Source organism: Paucihalobacter sp. (assembly GCF_036825875.1).
GTDB lineage: Bacteria > Bacteroidota > Bacteroidia > Flavobacteriales > Flavobacteriaceae > Paucihalobacter.
The window spans coordinates 80,512-96,698 of sequence record NZ_DAISXK010000007.1 but is presented as its reverse complement, the minus strand read 5'-3'; the positions used below and the strand labels follow the sequence as shown (position 1 = coordinate 96,698).

Here is a 16,187-nt window from a genome sequence, read left to right as displayed (position 1 = left end):
CGACCGCTTTTGGAGATCAAACAACTGCTTCGGGTTACGGGTCTACTGCTTTTGGTTCAGTAACTACCGCTTCAAATTTTTTTTCGACCGCTTTTGGAGATCAAACAACTGCTTCGGGTTACGGGTCTACTGCTTTTGGTTCAGTAACTACCGCTTCAAATTTTTTTTCGACCGCTTTTGGAGATCAAACAACTGCTTCGGGTTACGGGTCTACTGCTTTTGGAAGTAGTACAATCTCAAGTAGTGAATATTCTACCGCTTTTGGGAGAGGTACAGCCGCCTTAGGTTCAGTATCTACCACTTTTGGAAGATCTAATACTGCCACCAGTTATGGTGAAATCGTCATTGGTATCGGTGCAACCATCTACACGCCCTCAGTAAATGGAGCTACTCAATTTAGAACAGCTAATGCTACAGATCGTTTGTTTGTGATGGGTAATGCCATTGATACTAATAATAATAATATAGTTGATGATTCCGAACGCAGCGATGCGATGGTGGTGTTAAAAAATGGCAATACGGGTATCGGAAGTTCAACACCACAAGATCGTCTGCATGTTGTTGGAAACATCAGAATGGTTGATGGTAATCAAGCCGCCGGAAGTATTATGGTAAGCAATGCCAATGGTACTGCTTCTTGGCAAACTCTTGACGTGCCCGCACTTAATGGCTGGTCCACCTTAGGTAATACCGGTTTAAATGCTGCTACCAATTTTATAGGAACAACCAATGCTGTGGATGTCATTTTTAGAAGAAATAATATTCGTGCAGGACGCTTGGGCGTAAATAATACTTCTTTTGGTGTTAATGCACTTAATCCGGCCGGTACAGGGATTTTTAATACTGCCGTTGGTTCAGCCTCCTTAGAAAGCATTACGAACGGTTCACGTAATGCGGCTGTAGGTTCTGTTTCCTTAAATGCGAATACTACTGGAGACAATAATACTGCTTTGGGTGTAGATGCATTGAGTTTTAATGAAACCGGCAATAACAACACCGCTGTAGGCAGACGGGCTATGGGCAGTACTGGAGCCCTTACTTCAGGGTCAAATAACACGGCGCTTGGCTATTTTGCCTATTCAACAGGAAATTTTACCAACTCTACCGCTCTTGGTGCCAACACAGTAATAACGGCAAGCAATCAAATTAGAGTGGGTAATAATACTGTAACCAGCATAGGTGGAATTGTTGGATTTACTAATTTATCGGACAGACGATTTAAAAAAAACATACAATACAACGCACCGGGGCTAGCATTTATAAAAAAATTAAAGCCAGCCACCTACCAATTGGATATGGAAAGTATGGCGAGATTTTTGGGTACGCCCGAAGAATCAAGAGACAGGAATGCGGAGCGGATAAGGGAAAATACGCCAGAAACTGGCTTCATTGCTCAAGAAGTAGAACAGGCAGCCCGTGAAGTTGGGTTTGTGTTTAGCGGTGTAGACGTTCCACAAAGCATTAGTGATTATTACGGACTGCGTTATGCAAGTTTTGTAGTGCCTTTGGTTAAAGCGGTACAAGAACAACAACAAATTATCGAAACCCAAAAAGAAGAAATTACGCAACTACAAGAACAGTATCGGTTATTACTGCAACGTGTTGAGCGGTTGGAGCAACAGTAAAGTCAATTATTGATTTCGTTAGCACAAAACAAAAAAAGCAACCCGTTTCCAGATTGCTTTATTGCTATTAACCATCATGTGAATTAAGCCAAATCAAATCGGTCTAAATTCATCACTTTGTTCCATGCTTTTATAAAATCTTTTACAAATTTCTCTTTGGCATCGTCTTGAGCGTACACTTCTGCAATGGCGCGTAACTGAGAGTTAGAGCCAAATGCAAGATCAACACGGGTACCGGTTCTTTTAACTTCACCTGTTTTGCGGTCGTGTGCTTCAAACACATCGGCTTCTTTTCGCGATGGAGCCCAAGCCACACCCATATCAACTAAGTTCACAAAGAAATCGTTGGATAAAACGCCCGGACGATTGGTAAACACGCCGTGTTTTGAACCATTGTAATTTGCACCTAAGACTCTTAAACCTCCCACTAAAACAGTCATCTCAGGAGCACTCAAGGTTAGTAATTGCGCTTTATCGATTAGCATTTCCTCATCTGCAACTGTAAAGGCTGCACGACGGTAATTACGGAAACCATCAGCTTCTGGTTTTAGCCAGTTGAATGAATCTGCATCAGTTTGCTCGGCTGTTGCATCTGTTCTGCCTGGCGTAAACGGCACTTCTACTGAATGGCCAGCATCTTTGGCTGCCTTTTCAATGGCTGCACAACCGCCTAAAACAATTAAATCTGCCATAGATACTCTTTTGTTTCCAGATTGCGCTTTGTTAAACGCGGTTTGAATTCCTTCTAAAGCATCAAGTACTTTTGCCAATTGTTCTGGCTGATTTACTTCCCAGTCTTTTTGTGGTGCCAAGCGAATACGTGCGCCATTGGCACCACCTTTCATATCGGAACCTCTAAAGGTTGAAGCCGATGACCAAGCGGTGTACACCAATTCAGAAACTGATAAACCAGAATTTAAAATTACGGCTTTAAGGTTTGAAATATCTTCACCATTAATCAATTCGTGATCAACCGCTGGGATTGGATCTTGCCAAATTAAATCTTCTTTTGGTACTTCCGGACCGATGTAGCGAGATTTTGGTCCCATATCTCTATGGGTTAATTTAAACCAAGCGCGTGCAAAAGCATCGGCAAATTCTTCTGGATTTTTGTGGAAATGCTCGGATATTTTGCGGTATTCTGGATCCATTTTCATAGCCATATCCGCCGTAGTCATCATAATGCCTACTTTTAAGGATGCATCTTCGGCATCTGGTGCATGATTGGCTTCTGCTAAATTTTTGGCGCGCCATTGGTGTGCTCCTGCCGGACTTTTGGTCAATTCCCATTCATATCCGAACAAGACATCAAAATAGCTAATATCCCAAGTAGTTGGTGTTGGCGTCCAAGCACCTTCTATACCACTGGTTATGGCATCTCTACCTTTACCACTTTTAAAACTACTTTTCCATCCAAAACCCATTTCTTCAATAGCTGCTCCTTCTGGTTCGGGGCCAAGAAGTGCCGCATCTCCAGCACCATGAGCTTTACCAAAGGTATGTCCGCCTGCAGTTAAAGCCACTGTTTCGTAATCGTTCATGGCCATACGGGCAAAGGTTTCACGTATGTCTTTTGCGGAAGCTAAGGGATCTGGATTACCGTCTGGTCCTTCTGGATTCACATAAATTAAACCCATTTGAACAGCTGCAAGCGGATTTTCTAGATTGCGCTCGCCTGTATAACGGCTGTTGCCTAACCATGTGTCTTCTGCTCCCCAATAAATGTCTTCTTCTGGTTGAAAAATGTCTGCACGTCCACCTGAGAATCCAAAAGTTTTAAAACCCATAGATTCCATAGCTACATTACCAGTTAGCACAAACAAATCTGCCCATGAAATTTTGTTACCATATTTTTGTTTGATAGGCCAAAGCAATCTTCTGGCTTTATCTAGATTTCCGTTGTCTGGCCAGCTGTTTAATGGTGCGAAACGCTGGTTACCTGTTCCTGCACCACCTCTACCATCGCCAGTTCTGTAAGTACCAGCAGCATGCCAAGCCATACGCACCATAAACGGGCCGTAATGACCATAATCGGCTGGCCACCAATCTTGAGAAGTCGTGAGCACTTCTTCGATATAGGCTTTAACTTCTGCAAGATTTAACTTTTTGAATTCCTCGGCGTAGTTAAAATCTTCTCCAAGTGGATTTGATTTTGGCGTATGCTGATGAAGAATGTTTAAGTTGAGTTGGTTTGGCCACCAGTCTTTATTTTTGGTACCTCCAGCGCCTATTTGCGTGTTTGAGCCATGCATCACTGGGCATTTGCCCTCAGAATTAATGTTATAGCTTGTTTTACTTGAGTGATTGTTGTTTTTATCCATAATTTGGTGATTTAATATTTATTTCAGGTTCTACAAATTTACCAAAAGAAAACATATAATAATATGTTCTGCTATAGATAAAATCTATGATATATGTAAAATTATGATACAAGCCATCTTAAAACATACTATCGAATAAAGTTGATTATAAAAATAGCTTTTTTGAAAAAGTTAATTGATTTATAAATAATTTTGAATTCATTTTTACAATTTTAAATCTTGAAAAAATGCCAATAAAAAGATCTTACGATTAAACCTTATTAATCGGTTATTTACCAAAAAATATTTTAAATAATTGTTCCTGGACCATCATCAAAAACAATCATGAATACCACAAAATCTTACTCCAAAATCTACCGACTTATACATTGGTCTATAGCTATATCATTTTCATTATTACTCCTAACCATTTTTTTGAGATTAACCTGGATGAATAAAAACCATATGGCGGAAATTATAGGTAATTATCTAAGTCAAAAAAATCAATCTTTGTCTCAAGATGAATTAATTGTGTTAGCCAAAAAAATTAGACAGCCGATGTGGCAGTGGCATGTGTATATAGGTTATGTTTTAGTGGGATTATTTGCGCTGCGTTTTACATTACCCTTTTTTGGCGAAATGAAATTTCAGAATCCACTTCAGAAAAGTTTATCAGCCAAAGAAAAATTTCAAAACTGGACTTACCTTATTTTTTATGTTTGCGTTGTTGCCTCGTTAGTAACAGGACTCATTATTGAACATGGCCCAAAAGCGCTCAGAAAGGAAATTGAAGATTGGCATAAGTTATCTATATATTATTTGGTTGCGTTTATTATCATTCATCTGGCTGGTGTTTTAATTTCAGAATTCACCAATCAAAAAGGGTTGATTTCAAAAATAATAAGTGGTTCAAAAGAGACTATGAAGGGTCTGTGAAAATTCTCACATTCAAAATACGAATCAACTTTTCCAAATTTTTTAGTATATTTAATTACTTCTAAACCAAATCATAGTTAATTTTTATGGCTGGTAAGTCTTTAATTTAGTTAAGAGCATGCAAAAAAACTGTTTAGAATGTGGTGAGAAGATTGTTGGGCGTACCGACAAAAAGTTTTGCGATGACTCCTGCCGAAACAGCTATAACAATAAAGTGAATAAAGACCGTAAGAACATAGTTCGCAACACCAATAATTGGTTACGAAAAAACTATCGGATTCTGGAACAACTCAACCCTGACCAAAAAACTAAAGTTAGCCGTTCTAAATTGACTGAAAAAGGTTTTGATTTTAATTATTTCACAAGCATCTACACCACTAAAGCTGGCACCGTTTACTATTTTGTTTATGACCAAGGCTATCTCCCGCTTGAAGGCGATTACTTTGCGCTTGTAAAACGTGATTCTTAAATGTTGTTATTTAGTGAGACTGTTCCAGTTTTCACCCTTAAGCTCTAATGCTGCCTTTAATACATCTTTTTGACTAATTTGTCCTACCAATTTCCCGTCTTCCACTATTGGGAATCGGCGTCGTTTGGCTTCTAAAAATTTATTAGCTGCGTCAAAAATGTTCATATTGCCATCAATGGTCTCAACGTCTTTAACCATACGTTTTTCAACAACGTCTTGCTGCATTGGCATGTTGTAATATCTACTTTCACTTATTTGTTTTAAACAATCGCCTTCAGATATAATTCCTACAAGTTCATAGTTATCATTAACGACAGGGCCGCCAGAGATTTTATTCTTTATTAAAGTCTGAATAACCTGTTCTATTGAATGATCGGGTTTAAAAACAATAAGATCGCGAGACATGTAGTCTTTCACTTTTAGAGGCACTGCCGACGATGTATCTTGGTTCTTTCTAGCGCCTTGAAAACTTTTTATTCCCATGATTATTTTGATTTAAGTATTTTTAAATTTAAGCAAAATTGTTCAATCTTCCTAAATATTAACAAATACAAAAAGTTTTTTGTACTTTTATTACACAACCAACACCATCCTAAAATGATCAAAAAACTAATTGCCGTACTGCTTCTTGTTTTGGCAACCTATTGGAGTTTCTCATCCTTAATGCCATCAAAAATTTCAGACTTAAATACTCCTGAAACAGAATTTTCTACCGAACGCGCACTCGTTCATCTCAAAAAAATTAGTGAAAAACCACATTACCCGGGTACAGAGGCACATTCAGAAGTTAAAGATTATATCAAAAAAGAGCTAGAATCCTTAGGCTTTGAAACGCACAGACAGGAAGGTTATAGTTATAGCCCTAAGGGAAGAAATGTTACCAAAGTCCAAAACATTGTAGGAAGAATTAGAGGAAAAAATAACAGCAAAGCTTTGCTGTTAATGTCGCATTACGACAGTAATCCTCATTCATCACTAGGTGCAAGTGATGCTGGCTCTGGCGTAGTAACGATTCTGGAAGGTTTGAGAGCCTATTTAAAATCTGGCAAAACACCCAATAACGATATTATAGTACTTATTTCGGATGCCGAGGAGACTGGGTTGCATGGCGCCAATATATTTGTGAACAAACATGCCTGGTCAACCGATGTTGGTTTGGTACTTAATTTTGAAGCCCGCGGCAGTGGCGGTCCAAGTTATATGCTTATTGAAACCAACCATGGCAATAAAAATCTAATAAAAGGATTTGCCGAGGCTAATCCTGATTTTCCTGTTGCTAATTCGTTAGCTTATAGCATTTACAAAATGCTGCCTAACGATACCGATTTAACCAGATTTAGAGAAGACGCCAACATTAACGGTTTTAATTTTGCCTTTATTGATGACCATTATGACTATCACACCGCATTAGATAACTACGAGCGTTTAGATAAAAGCAGTCTCGAACATCAAGGCACGTACCTCATGCCACTGCTGAATTATTTTGCAGACACCAACTTAAATCAGGCAACTACCTTTGAAGATCACGTGTATTTTAATGTGCCGCTTTTTAAAATGATACACTATTCATATGGCTGGATTTTACCTATGTTGATCGTTTCTGTTTTAGTTTTTTTACTACTACTTTATATTGGCTTTAAAAAGCATACGCTAAGTGCAAAAGAAATTATTCGTGGCTTTGCTCCTATTTCATCAACTATCATAATTTCAGGCGCGCTCGCTTATTTTGGTTGGCAAATGTTGCTCGGTTTTTATCCTGAATACACCGAAATACTCCAGGGCTTTACCTATAACGGCCATACCTACATTTGGGCATTCTCATTTTTGAGTTTGGCAATTGCTTTTCTAATTTATAGTAAATATTATAAACCAAGAAATACTGGGAGTCTTTTAGTTGCCCCTATTCTTTTCTGGCTGTTACTTTCGGGATATGTTGCTTTTAAATTACAAGGCGCTTCCTTTTTTATTATTCCAGTTATTTTCGGGCTAATCACCTTGGCGATATTTATTAGACAACGACAACCAAATATGCTGTTGTTGGGTTTACTATGCTTTCCAGCGATTTTAATAATAGCGCCTTTGGTAAAAATGCTTCCTGTGGGACTTGGACTCAATATGCTCGTTGTTTCGGCCGTAATAATCAGTTTACTTTTTGGGTTAACCATAAGCGTTTTCGGCTTTATAAGAAACAAGCGAAATTGGGGCTTTTTGTTTCTCATTATCTCAGCTATATTTTTTTTAATATCACATAGCAATTCAAAATTTGATGACAATAATCCAAAACCAAATAGCCTTGTATACCTATTTGACGCTAATAAAAATGAAGCTAAGTGGTTAACTTACGACACGACGATGGATCCATGGACCAGTCACTATTTAACCAATCAACCAGACGAGACTTCAAAGGACCATGTGATTAACAGTAAATACAGCTCGGGTTTTACATTTGGTAAGTCTACTGATGTGCGACATCTTGCAATTCCATTGATAACCAAAATTTCGGACACTGTTATTGGAGAATTGCGCCACCTTAAATATTTTTTATCACCACAAAGAAATGTGAATAGATATGAATTGTTTGCTGATAAAAATAGCGAGTTTATCAATTTTAGATTGAATGGATTGCCGTTAAAATCTGACAAAGATAGGGTGGCATTTCAAAATAGAACAAGAGAAAGGTTGGTGACTTACTTTGTTAGTGAAGATAAATATCTAGATTTAGAATTTAGCATTCCGGCGAACCAAGAAACAACAATTGACATTTATGAATCATCTTACGACCTGTTAACCAATAAATTATTTAAACTTAAACAACGTGAAAATTGGATGATTCCGAAACCGTTTATACTTAACGATGCCATCATCATCAAAAAAACTTTGAGGATTGACTAAAAAAATAGCTATAATTGGTTGCGGCTGGTTTGGTTTACCATTGGCAAAACTATTAATTGAAAAAGGCTATTTAGTAAATGGCACGACCACTTCACGTGATAAAATTGAGATGCTGAGCAATTCAAAAATTAATCCGTTTGTCTTAGAACTATCTGAAAACAGCATTTCAAAGTCCATAACAGAAGTTTTGAATAACGTTGATGTTGCTGTTATAAATATCCCACCTGGTTTAAGACGGCAACCCAATAAAAACTACGCCGGCCAAATGGCGCAATTCGTACCTTATCTAGAAAATTCAGGGGTGAAACACGTGTTATATATAAGCTCAACCTCTGTATTTGAAGATGACGAAACTTTCCCTATTATTTTAGATAACACTTCCCCCAACGGGAAAAATTACAGCGCTCAACAACTTATAAAAACAGAGCTACAATTTCAAAATAGTTCATACTTTACAACAACAATATTGAGGTTTAGCGGACTAATTGGTAATGACCGACATCCTGCTCACAGTTTATCTGGTAGGAAAAACATTTCAAATCCCATGGCTCCCATAAATTTAATACACTTAAAAGATTGTATTAATATTAGCAAACTTATAATTAAAAACGATGTTTGGAATGAGACTTTTAACGCGGCCAGCAATTTTCATCCTAGTAAAATAGATTATTACACGCAAGCTTGTGAGAATTTTAGAATACCACGGCCAGAGTTTAATATACAAGAAAAAAATGTGGGAAAAATAATTAATTCAGAAAAACTGGTACAGAAATTGAACTACAAGATTGATAAACCGATATAGAAATTAGCAGATTATTAAGGATTAATATCATTAATTTTTATAGTTTTGGCGCTCAAATGATAAAAAAACAACCCATTAAAAAATCATAGATGAAACATTTTTTTTGTATCGCAATTGCATTCATTGGTTTGACAGCCTCTGCGCAAACCAACCAGGAACTAAAAAAACACTTCGAAAACTATTACGAGTTAATGAAATCGCAAGGTGATGTTCAAGGTATTGTAAATGCCATGACACACCTAGAAGCATTAGAGCCATCGCAAGCTAGACGCGACACTTTAGCATACCTTTACGTCTCTGAAGGCAGAAACCTAGAAGCATTAAACACTTTAGGAATTGAATACAGTGCTACCGATTCGGATATTAGCGTTGAAGTAAAAGCCATTGCCCTTAAAGCGCTTAACCAAGGTGATAAAGCGTTGGTATTTTACGAAGAATTATTTAAAAGAGAAGCAAATCCTTATTTAGCTTACGAAATGGCCGATTTGAAAGTGCAAACAAAAGATTTTGAAGGCGCTAAGAAAAATATTGAGTACGGAATTGCCAACGCTAAAGATGACATGAAGCGGGCCTTTTACGAAAAGCAACAGCCTTATCAAACTTCCTTAAAAGCAGCATTTTTATATCTTAAAGGATTGGTAATTTTTAATGAAAACCAAGAGGCAAATTTAGGTGCTTCCTTAAAATTGATGAATGAAGCTTTAGAAATTGACCCCAACTTCAATATGGCCAAAATTAGCCGAGAAGCTCTAGAATCACGAAAGGTAAAAAACTAATTAGTTAGGACGTTCGTAAACGTTAGCGTCGTATTCTATCTTCTTGTTTATTTGAAGAATTAAATTAGCATGGGCAACAAGCACTTCCTTAATAGAGGCAAGTTTTGTTGCCTTTTCTATATTATTTAAGGTAAGATTAGTGTGTAGTTTTAAAGATTTAGTCTCCAAAACTGTTATTCTCGATACAATTGGTTTCACATTAATAGGTTCTGGAATATTAACTTTTAGTGAATCAAAAAGTGTTTTAACTTCTTCCTGTTGGTTTTTAAAGAAATTTAGATCTCCTTGTTTTAAATATCCCAATTGAAGATTTAATTCCTGAAACCTTTGCCAATCCATTAAAATGTTTTTTGCCTCAGCATCAAGAACATAATCGGTGTATTTTAGTTCACTAATGTCTTTAGCTGAAATTTCATTAGACGTTGTTTCTTTTTCGATTGTTTTAGCCGTTTCAGTTTTGTTCTGGCAAGAAAAAACAATCGCAATCATGATTATAGAATAAAAAAGCCTCATAAAATTTTTTGAATTAAACACCTGCCAATTTGGTTGTAAATATAACCAATTAGTGGTGGTGTTATGATTTTAAACTAAGTAAAGTCAAATTTATTGTAACCGATAATCGTACATTTTTTCTACTCAAATCGCTTTTAAATATTAATATGAAATTAGAACTTTAGCTGGTAAAATCTTGCTATTTTTGGACTCTTTAACTTTCGAAGTAACCTATATGACTGAAAGAATTTTAATTATTGGTGCCGCTGGACAAATTGGAAGTGAATTGTGTATTGAACTTCGTAGTTTATATGGTACAGAAAACGTCATTGCCAGTGATATAAACTTGTTAAACGAAGACTTAGTTAAAGCTGGTCCGTTTGAAATTATAGATGCTAAAAACTTTGATCAAATTAAAGATTGTGTTGAAAAACACCACATAGATACCGTCTATTTATTGGCTGCCATGCTAAGTGCAACAGCCGAAAGATTGCCACAACAAGCTTGGGATTTGAACATAGATTCTTTATTTCATGTTTTAAATTTAGCGAAAGACGGTATTATAAAAAAAGTTTTTTGGCCCTCGAGCATAGCGGTTTTTGGACCTTCAACACCAAAAATTAACACCCCTCAAAACAGTATTATGGAGCCTACCACGGTTTACGGTATTAGCAAGCAGGCTGGTGAGCGTTGGTGTGAATACTACCATAAACGGTATAATGTAGATGTACGTAGCTTGCGCTATCCCGGGATTATTAGTTACAAAACATCTCCAGGTGGCGGAACCACGGATTACGCGATAGATATTTTCCATAAAGCCATTTCAGACAACCACTACAATTGTTTTTTAGAGGCTGATTGCACCTTACCAATGATGTATATGGACGACGCCGTAGCAGCTGCTATCCAATTAATGAAGGCTGATGGTGAAAAACTGCGTATTCGTTCTTCTTATAATTTATCTGCAGTAAGTTTTAGTCCTTCACAATTAGCTGCGGTTATTTCAAAACATATTCCTAACTTTAGCATTGATTACAACCCGGATTTTAGACAACGAATAGCTGAAAGTTGGCCTGATTCTATTGACGATACTGTTGCCAGAAAAGATTGGGGATGGCAACACGCTTACGATTTGGAAACAATTGCAACTTTAATGCTAAACGGAATATCTAAAATGTACAATAACCAACAAACTTTTTAAAACTTAAATTATGTACTCAACCTTACAATCGCTTCACTCTTACTGGGCCTATTTGGTATTTATTATTTTAGCTGTAGCCACTATCAACGCTTTGTTTAAATTTATTGGGAATAAAGAATTTAGCGCATTCGATTTTAGAATTTCGTTATTTACCTTAATAGTATCACACATTCAACTTATAATCGGCATCGTTTTATTCTTTGCGGCAGATTATATTAGTATTATTAAAGAATCTGGAATGGGCGTGGTTATGAAAAATGCAGATTTGAGGGATAAAATTATTGAGCATCCTACAACAATGATTATTGCCATTGTTCTCATTACGATTGGATATTCTAAACACAAAAAAAAGCTAACCTCTAAACCTAAATTTAAAATGTTAGCTGTGTTTTTTACGTTGGCCTTTCTTTTGGTGATTGCCAAAATACCATGGCAAACATGGTTGGCTTAAGCTATTCTATATCTTTAACTTCTTTTATTAAATATATATAGGCTGGAAAATGGTCGGAGTAACCACCAGTAAAACCACCATCAGCAAAACTTCTAAAAGGATAGCCTTTCCAGCGTCCGCGTTTGTTGGTGAGGTAGCGTCTATTAAAAATCCCCGAATTATAATATCTGTAAGAACTGTAATCTCTGTCCGTTAAACTTTTACTTATAATAAGTTGGTCAAATAAGCTCCAAGAATCTCTATAGGCATTAGTCCCTAATCCGCTTTTGTACATTTTTTCAAAGGGATTGTAAAAACCTTTTAATAATACTTTGTCTCTATCATCTTCGGTACCTAAAACGCTTTTTATACTTTCGTTATCGGGGTTGTCATTAAAATCGCCCATAGTAATTATTTTCGCATAAGGATCGATGGCAAAAAGCGAATCTGCAATTTTTCTATTTAATTTTGCCGCAGCAATGCGTCCAGGTCTGCTTTTTGACTCACCGCCACTTCGTGATGGCCAGTGGTTAACAATTATGTGAATTAAATCACCGTCCAATTGCCCACTTACTAATAATTGGTCACGTGTGTAACGACGTTCTCTAGAAACATTGTCAAAAATCACTAACTCGTGATTGCTCGTCGTTAAGGGTTTAAACAATCGTTTTTGATACATCAAGGCTACATCAATGCCACGTCGGTCTGGTGAGTCGTAATGTACAATCCCATAATCTTTATCTATCAAGGCAGAATCATTTAATAAATCGTGGAGTACTTGGCGGTTTTCAATTTCGGCTACACCAATGACTGCAGGGCTATTGTTAGATAGATCAGCTCCTATTTCAGAAACCACCTTAGCCATATTAGCTAACTTCTTTTTATACATGTCTCCTCTAATGCCTTCACTCGCCTCCATTATAGGTGATGCTTCATCATTAATGGTAGGGTCATTAATGGTATCAAAAAGATTTTCTAAGTTGTAAAACGCAACAGTATGAATTTTAAATTTTTTTTCTTGACTCATTCCAGCGCTTACAAATAGAAGCATTAAAAGGATAGATAGGATGCGGGTTGATTTCATTTAATTTTTTATTTACTTAGATGTGGTTACAATTACACTTTTTACTATCATTTATGATTTTATAATAGCTAAATCAGCAATATTTCAGTGGCTAATATTATCTTATTGTTAGCTTCTTTACAAATTTTAAACCAAAAGTATGTAATTCTGATAAATAATGTAAATTTGAACGCTTAAATAACGATTATTTAATGCACACCAACCAATAACTTTAACTTAAGCATGAAATGAGCCAATACAATTATCCTGGTACTTACCGAAATTTTTTATTGCTCATTGCATCTGACCGTAAAAAAACAATAAATTTGACTAGATGAAAAAAAAGTTTTTACTACTACTGTTTGGAATGTGTTTAACTGTCTCAGCATTTGCACAATTGACTGTCATAAAAGGTAGTGTATTAGATGCTACAACAGGAGAACCCATTCCAGATGTAACTATTACAATTGAAGGAACCCAATTAACCACTAAAACAAATGCTTTAGGTGAGTTCAGTTTTACTGAAAATATACCTTTAGGAGAACAAATTCTAAAAGTAGAAATGCCAGATTATGGGACCAAAAGATTTCCTATTGTTGTAAACGAAGGCAGTACCATAGATTTGGAGGGTATTACCCTAGATTATGATGCTAGTGACAAAACCGATTTATTTATCATTTCTATTTCAGATGATAATTTATTAGGCGATGACAACGGCTTGATAGATAACGTTTCTGGGTTGTTGCAATCGTCTCGTGACGTGTTTTTAAATGCTGCCGCCTTTGATTTTAGTGCCACGTTTTTTAGACCAAGAGGTTTGGACAATGCCAACAGCAAAGTACTCATCAACGGTATTGAAATGAACAAACAGTTTGATGGTAGACCACAATGGGGAAACTGGGGCGGTTTAAACGACGTTCAAAGAAATCAGGAGTTTACTCCGGGTATGACCGCAAGCGACTATACTTTTGGGGACCTTGCAGGCACCAACAATATTATGATGCGTGCATCGAGTTACCGCAAAGGCGGCAGAATTTCCTATGCCTCGGCAAACAGATCGTACCAAGGTAGAGTTATGGGAAGCTATAGTTCAGGACTACTGAGTAATGGTTGGGCTTATTCTCTTTTGGTTTCAAGACGTTTTGGTGATGAAGGTTTCGTAGAAGGAACTTTATATGATGCCAATTCCTTTTTTGCAGCTGTTGAAAAGAAAATTAACGACAAACACAGCATTAATTTTACGGGTATTTATGCTCAAAACCGTAGAGGTCGTTCCACTGCAATTACCGAAGAGATTTTTAATTTAAAAGGCAGAGAGTACAACCCTTTTTGGGGTGAAATCGACGGAAAATTAAGAAACTCAAGAACGCGTGAAATTGAAGAGCCCATTTTTATGCTCAACCACTATTGGACTATTTCAAGTAAAACCAGACTTAATACCAACGTTGCTTATCAGTTTGGTGAAATTGCTAATTCTAGAATAGACAATGGTGGTACTAGACTTGTAGAGTTTGAAGGACAAGAAGCGTTTTTAGGCGGTGCCAGAAACCCCGATCCGCTTTATTACCAAAACTTGCCTAGTTATCATTTGCGCTTTCCTAATCCAACGCCTGCCAATTTTGAATTAGCCTATAAAGCCCAACAAGAGTTTATAAATGATGGTCAATTGGATTGGCGAAGACTTTATGAAGCTAACGGAATACTGAGAAATCAAGGAGGTAATTCACTGTATGCCATTCAAGAAGATGTTATTGACGATAATCAGTTTACAGTAAATACTATTCTTGATCACGAAATAAATGAGCGTATCCGATTAAATGCATCTTTAAACTATCGTGCACTTCGAAGCGAAAACTATGCCCGTATGAACGATTTGTTAGGTGGTACTGGTTATCTAGATGTTGATTTCTTCGCAGATGAAAACGACAATACTATTAGTGATGAAATTGCTGCTAATCTTGCGCAAAGTGATGTTAGAAACAGAAACCGAATTGTTCAAGAAGGCGAGCGTTACAAATACAACTACGAAATGAATGCCGACGTGGTGAGTGCTTTCGCACAAGCACAATTTAATTACAACAAAGTTGATTTTTATGTGGGTGCTCATGTTTCTAATACCACATACCAGCGTGTTGGTTTATACGAAAACGGATTTTTTAGAGGTGGTGGTAATAATGGCTCATTCGGCGAAAGTGACCAATTAGACTTCACTAACTACGGTGTTAAAGGTGGCTTGACCTATAAAATCACAGGTCGTCACTTAATAGATGTAAATGGAAGTTATTTTACCAAAGCACCGGGAATTAGAAATTCGTTTAGCAATGCTAGACAAACCAATGCGACAGTCATTGGTCTTGAAAGTGAGACTATTCAATCTTTAGATTTAAGTTATATTTATAGAAGTCCACTTGTAAATGCCAGATTGACGGCTTTTTATGCAGGATTTCAAAATGGCTCAAACATCGGATTTTATTTTACCCAAGGATTATCTGGTTTATTACTAAATAACGCCGATGCGTTTGTTCAAGAAATCACAACCAACATAGAAAGAAGAAACGTGGGTATTGAATTTGGTATTGATGCGCAAGTAACACCAACCATAAAACTAAAAGCGGCAGGTTCTATAGGCCAATATATTTTTACAAATGATCCCAACTTGTATTTAACTAGTGTAGATTTTGATGGTCCGTTAACTTTTGGAGATGGCACTACGCAACTAAAAAATTTCCATGTTTCTGGTGGACCAGAACGTGCAGTTCAATTGGGTTTTGAATATAGAGATCCAGATTTCTGGAATTTTGGAGTGACTGCTAATCATTTTTCGAATGCTTATTTAAGTATCAGCAATTTAGCTAGATCAGCTAATTTCAGTTTAGATTTCGACGGTAATCAAAATAATCAATACGATGCAGAAATTGCTAGACAATTATTAAAACAAGAACAGTTTGACGATTATATGTTGGTAAACGTTATCGGTGGTAAATCCTGGAAAGTAGGTGATTATTTTATCGGATTTTTCGCAACCATCAACAATGTTTTTAACCAACAATTTAAAACTGGTGGCTTTGAACAGTCTCGAAATGCTAACTATAACAGAGTACTAGAAGATAATTCTAGGGAGAACGGCCCCTTATTTGGTCCGAGATATTTTTACGGCAACGGAACAACTTATTACTTAAACGCCTATGTGCGATTCTAAAA

The 16,187-nt window shown here is 36.7% G+C and carries 13 protein-coding genes; 9 read left to right on the top strand and 4 right to left on the bottom strand.

Annotated elements, in window-relative coordinates:
• A partial coding sequence (locus V7Z48_RS03770) for a tail fiber domain-containing protein (protein WP_334112060.1) occupies window positions 1-1,625 on the top strand: 1,625 nt, incomplete at its 5' end.
• An 83-nt stretch (window positions 1,626-1,708) separates the two neighbouring features.
• On the opposite strand, the gene katG is transcribed toward V7Z48_RS03770, so the two are convergent.
• Complete coding sequence (gene katG / locus V7Z48_RS03765; protein WP_334112059.1) at window positions 1,709-3,946, bottom strand: catalase/peroxidase HPI; 2,238 nt, start codon at window positions 3,944-3,946, stop codon at window positions 1,709-1,711.
• 324 nt (window positions 3,947-4,270) lie between these two features.
• Between katG and V7Z48_RS03760 the strand changes: the two genes are divergently transcribed.
• Window positions 4,271-4,861 carry a cytochrome b/b6 domain-containing protein gene (locus V7Z48_RS03760; protein WP_334112058.1) on the top strand — a complete coding sequence of 197 codons (591 nt, stop codon included), beginning with the start codon at window positions 4,271-4,273 and terminating at the stop codon, window positions 4,859-4,861.
• 118 nt (window positions 4,862-4,979) lie between these two features.
• A complete protein-coding gene (locus V7Z48_RS03755; RefSeq protein WP_334112057.1) occupies window positions 4,980-5,330 on the top strand; it encodes a hypothetical protein in 351 nt (116 codons plus the stop codon).
• Between the two features lie 6 nt (window positions 5,331-5,336).
• Here the strand turns inward: V7Z48_RS03755 and V7Z48_RS03750 are convergent, their stop codons facing one another.
• A complete protein-coding gene (locus tag V7Z48_RS03750) occupies window positions 5,337-5,813 on the bottom strand; it encodes a CBS domain-containing protein (RefSeq protein WP_334112056.1) in 477 nt (158 codons plus the stop codon).
• A gap of 114 nt (window positions 5,814-5,927) precedes the next feature.
• On the opposite strand from V7Z48_RS03750, the gene V7Z48_RS03745 reads away from it, so the two are divergent.
• The 3 genes from V7Z48_RS03745 (at window position 5,928) to V7Z48_RS03735 (ending at window position 9,800) form a co-directional block, all read left to right on the top strand.
• Complete coding sequence (locus V7Z48_RS03745; protein ID WP_334112055.1) at window positions 5,928-8,222, top strand: M28 family peptidase; 2,295 nt, start codon at window positions 5,928-5,930, stop codon at window positions 8,220-8,222.
• Entirely contained in the window at window positions 8,215-9,024 is an 810-nt protein-coding gene (locus tag V7Z48_RS03740) for an NAD(P)-binding domain-containing protein (RefSeq protein WP_334112054.1), read from the top strand. The genes V7Z48_RS03745 and V7Z48_RS03740 overlap by 8 nt, the downstream gene beginning before the upstream one ends.
• Before the next feature lie 89 nt (window positions 9,025-9,113).
• The gene (locus tag V7Z48_RS03735; RefSeq protein ID WP_334112053.1) at window positions 9,114-9,800 is read left to right on the top strand and encodes a hypothetical protein; all 687 of its coding nucleotides are present in this window, start codon (window positions 9,114-9,116) and stop codon (window positions 9,798-9,800) included.
• Here the strand turns inward: V7Z48_RS03735 and V7Z48_RS03730 are convergent, their stop codons facing one another.
• Window positions 9,801-10,313, bottom strand: coding sequence for a hypothetical protein (locus V7Z48_RS03730; protein WP_334112052.1), 513 nt, complete (start codon window positions 10,311-10,313; stop codon window positions 9,801-9,803).
• Between the two features lie 214 nt (window positions 10,314-10,527).
• On the opposite strand from V7Z48_RS03730, the gene V7Z48_RS03725 reads away from it, so the two are divergent.
• The gene (locus V7Z48_RS03725; protein WP_334112051.1) at window positions 10,528-11,493 is read left to right on the top strand and encodes an NAD-dependent epimerase/dehydratase family protein; all 966 of its coding nucleotides are present in this window, start codon (window positions 10,528-10,530) and stop codon (window positions 11,491-11,493) included.
• A 10-nt stretch (window positions 11,494-11,503) separates the two neighbouring features.
• Window positions 11,504-11,944: a hypothetical protein gene (locus V7Z48_RS03720; protein WP_334112050.1), complete on the top strand. Its 441-nt coding sequence runs from the start codon at window positions 11,504-11,506 to the stop codon at window positions 11,942-11,944.
• 1 nt (window position 11,945) lies between these two features.
• Here V7Z48_RS03720 and V7Z48_RS03715 read toward each other — a convergent pair whose 3' ends face one another.
• Window positions 11,946-13,007 carry an endonuclease/exonuclease/phosphatase family protein gene (locus V7Z48_RS03715; protein WP_334112049.1) on the bottom strand — a complete coding sequence of 354 codons (1,062 nt, stop codon included), beginning with the start codon at window positions 13,005-13,007 and terminating at the stop codon, window positions 11,946-11,948.
• A gap of 313 nt (window positions 13,008-13,320) precedes the next feature.
• Here V7Z48_RS03715 and V7Z48_RS03710 point away from each other — a divergent pair, with 313 nt between their 5' ends.
• Window positions 13,321-16,185 carry a TonB-dependent receptor gene (locus tag V7Z48_RS03710; protein ID WP_334112048.1) on the top strand — a complete coding sequence of 955 codons (2,865 nt, stop codon included), beginning with the start codon at window positions 13,321-13,323 and terminating at the stop codon, window positions 16,183-16,185.
• Window positions 16,186-16,187 lie beyond the last annotated feature (2 nt).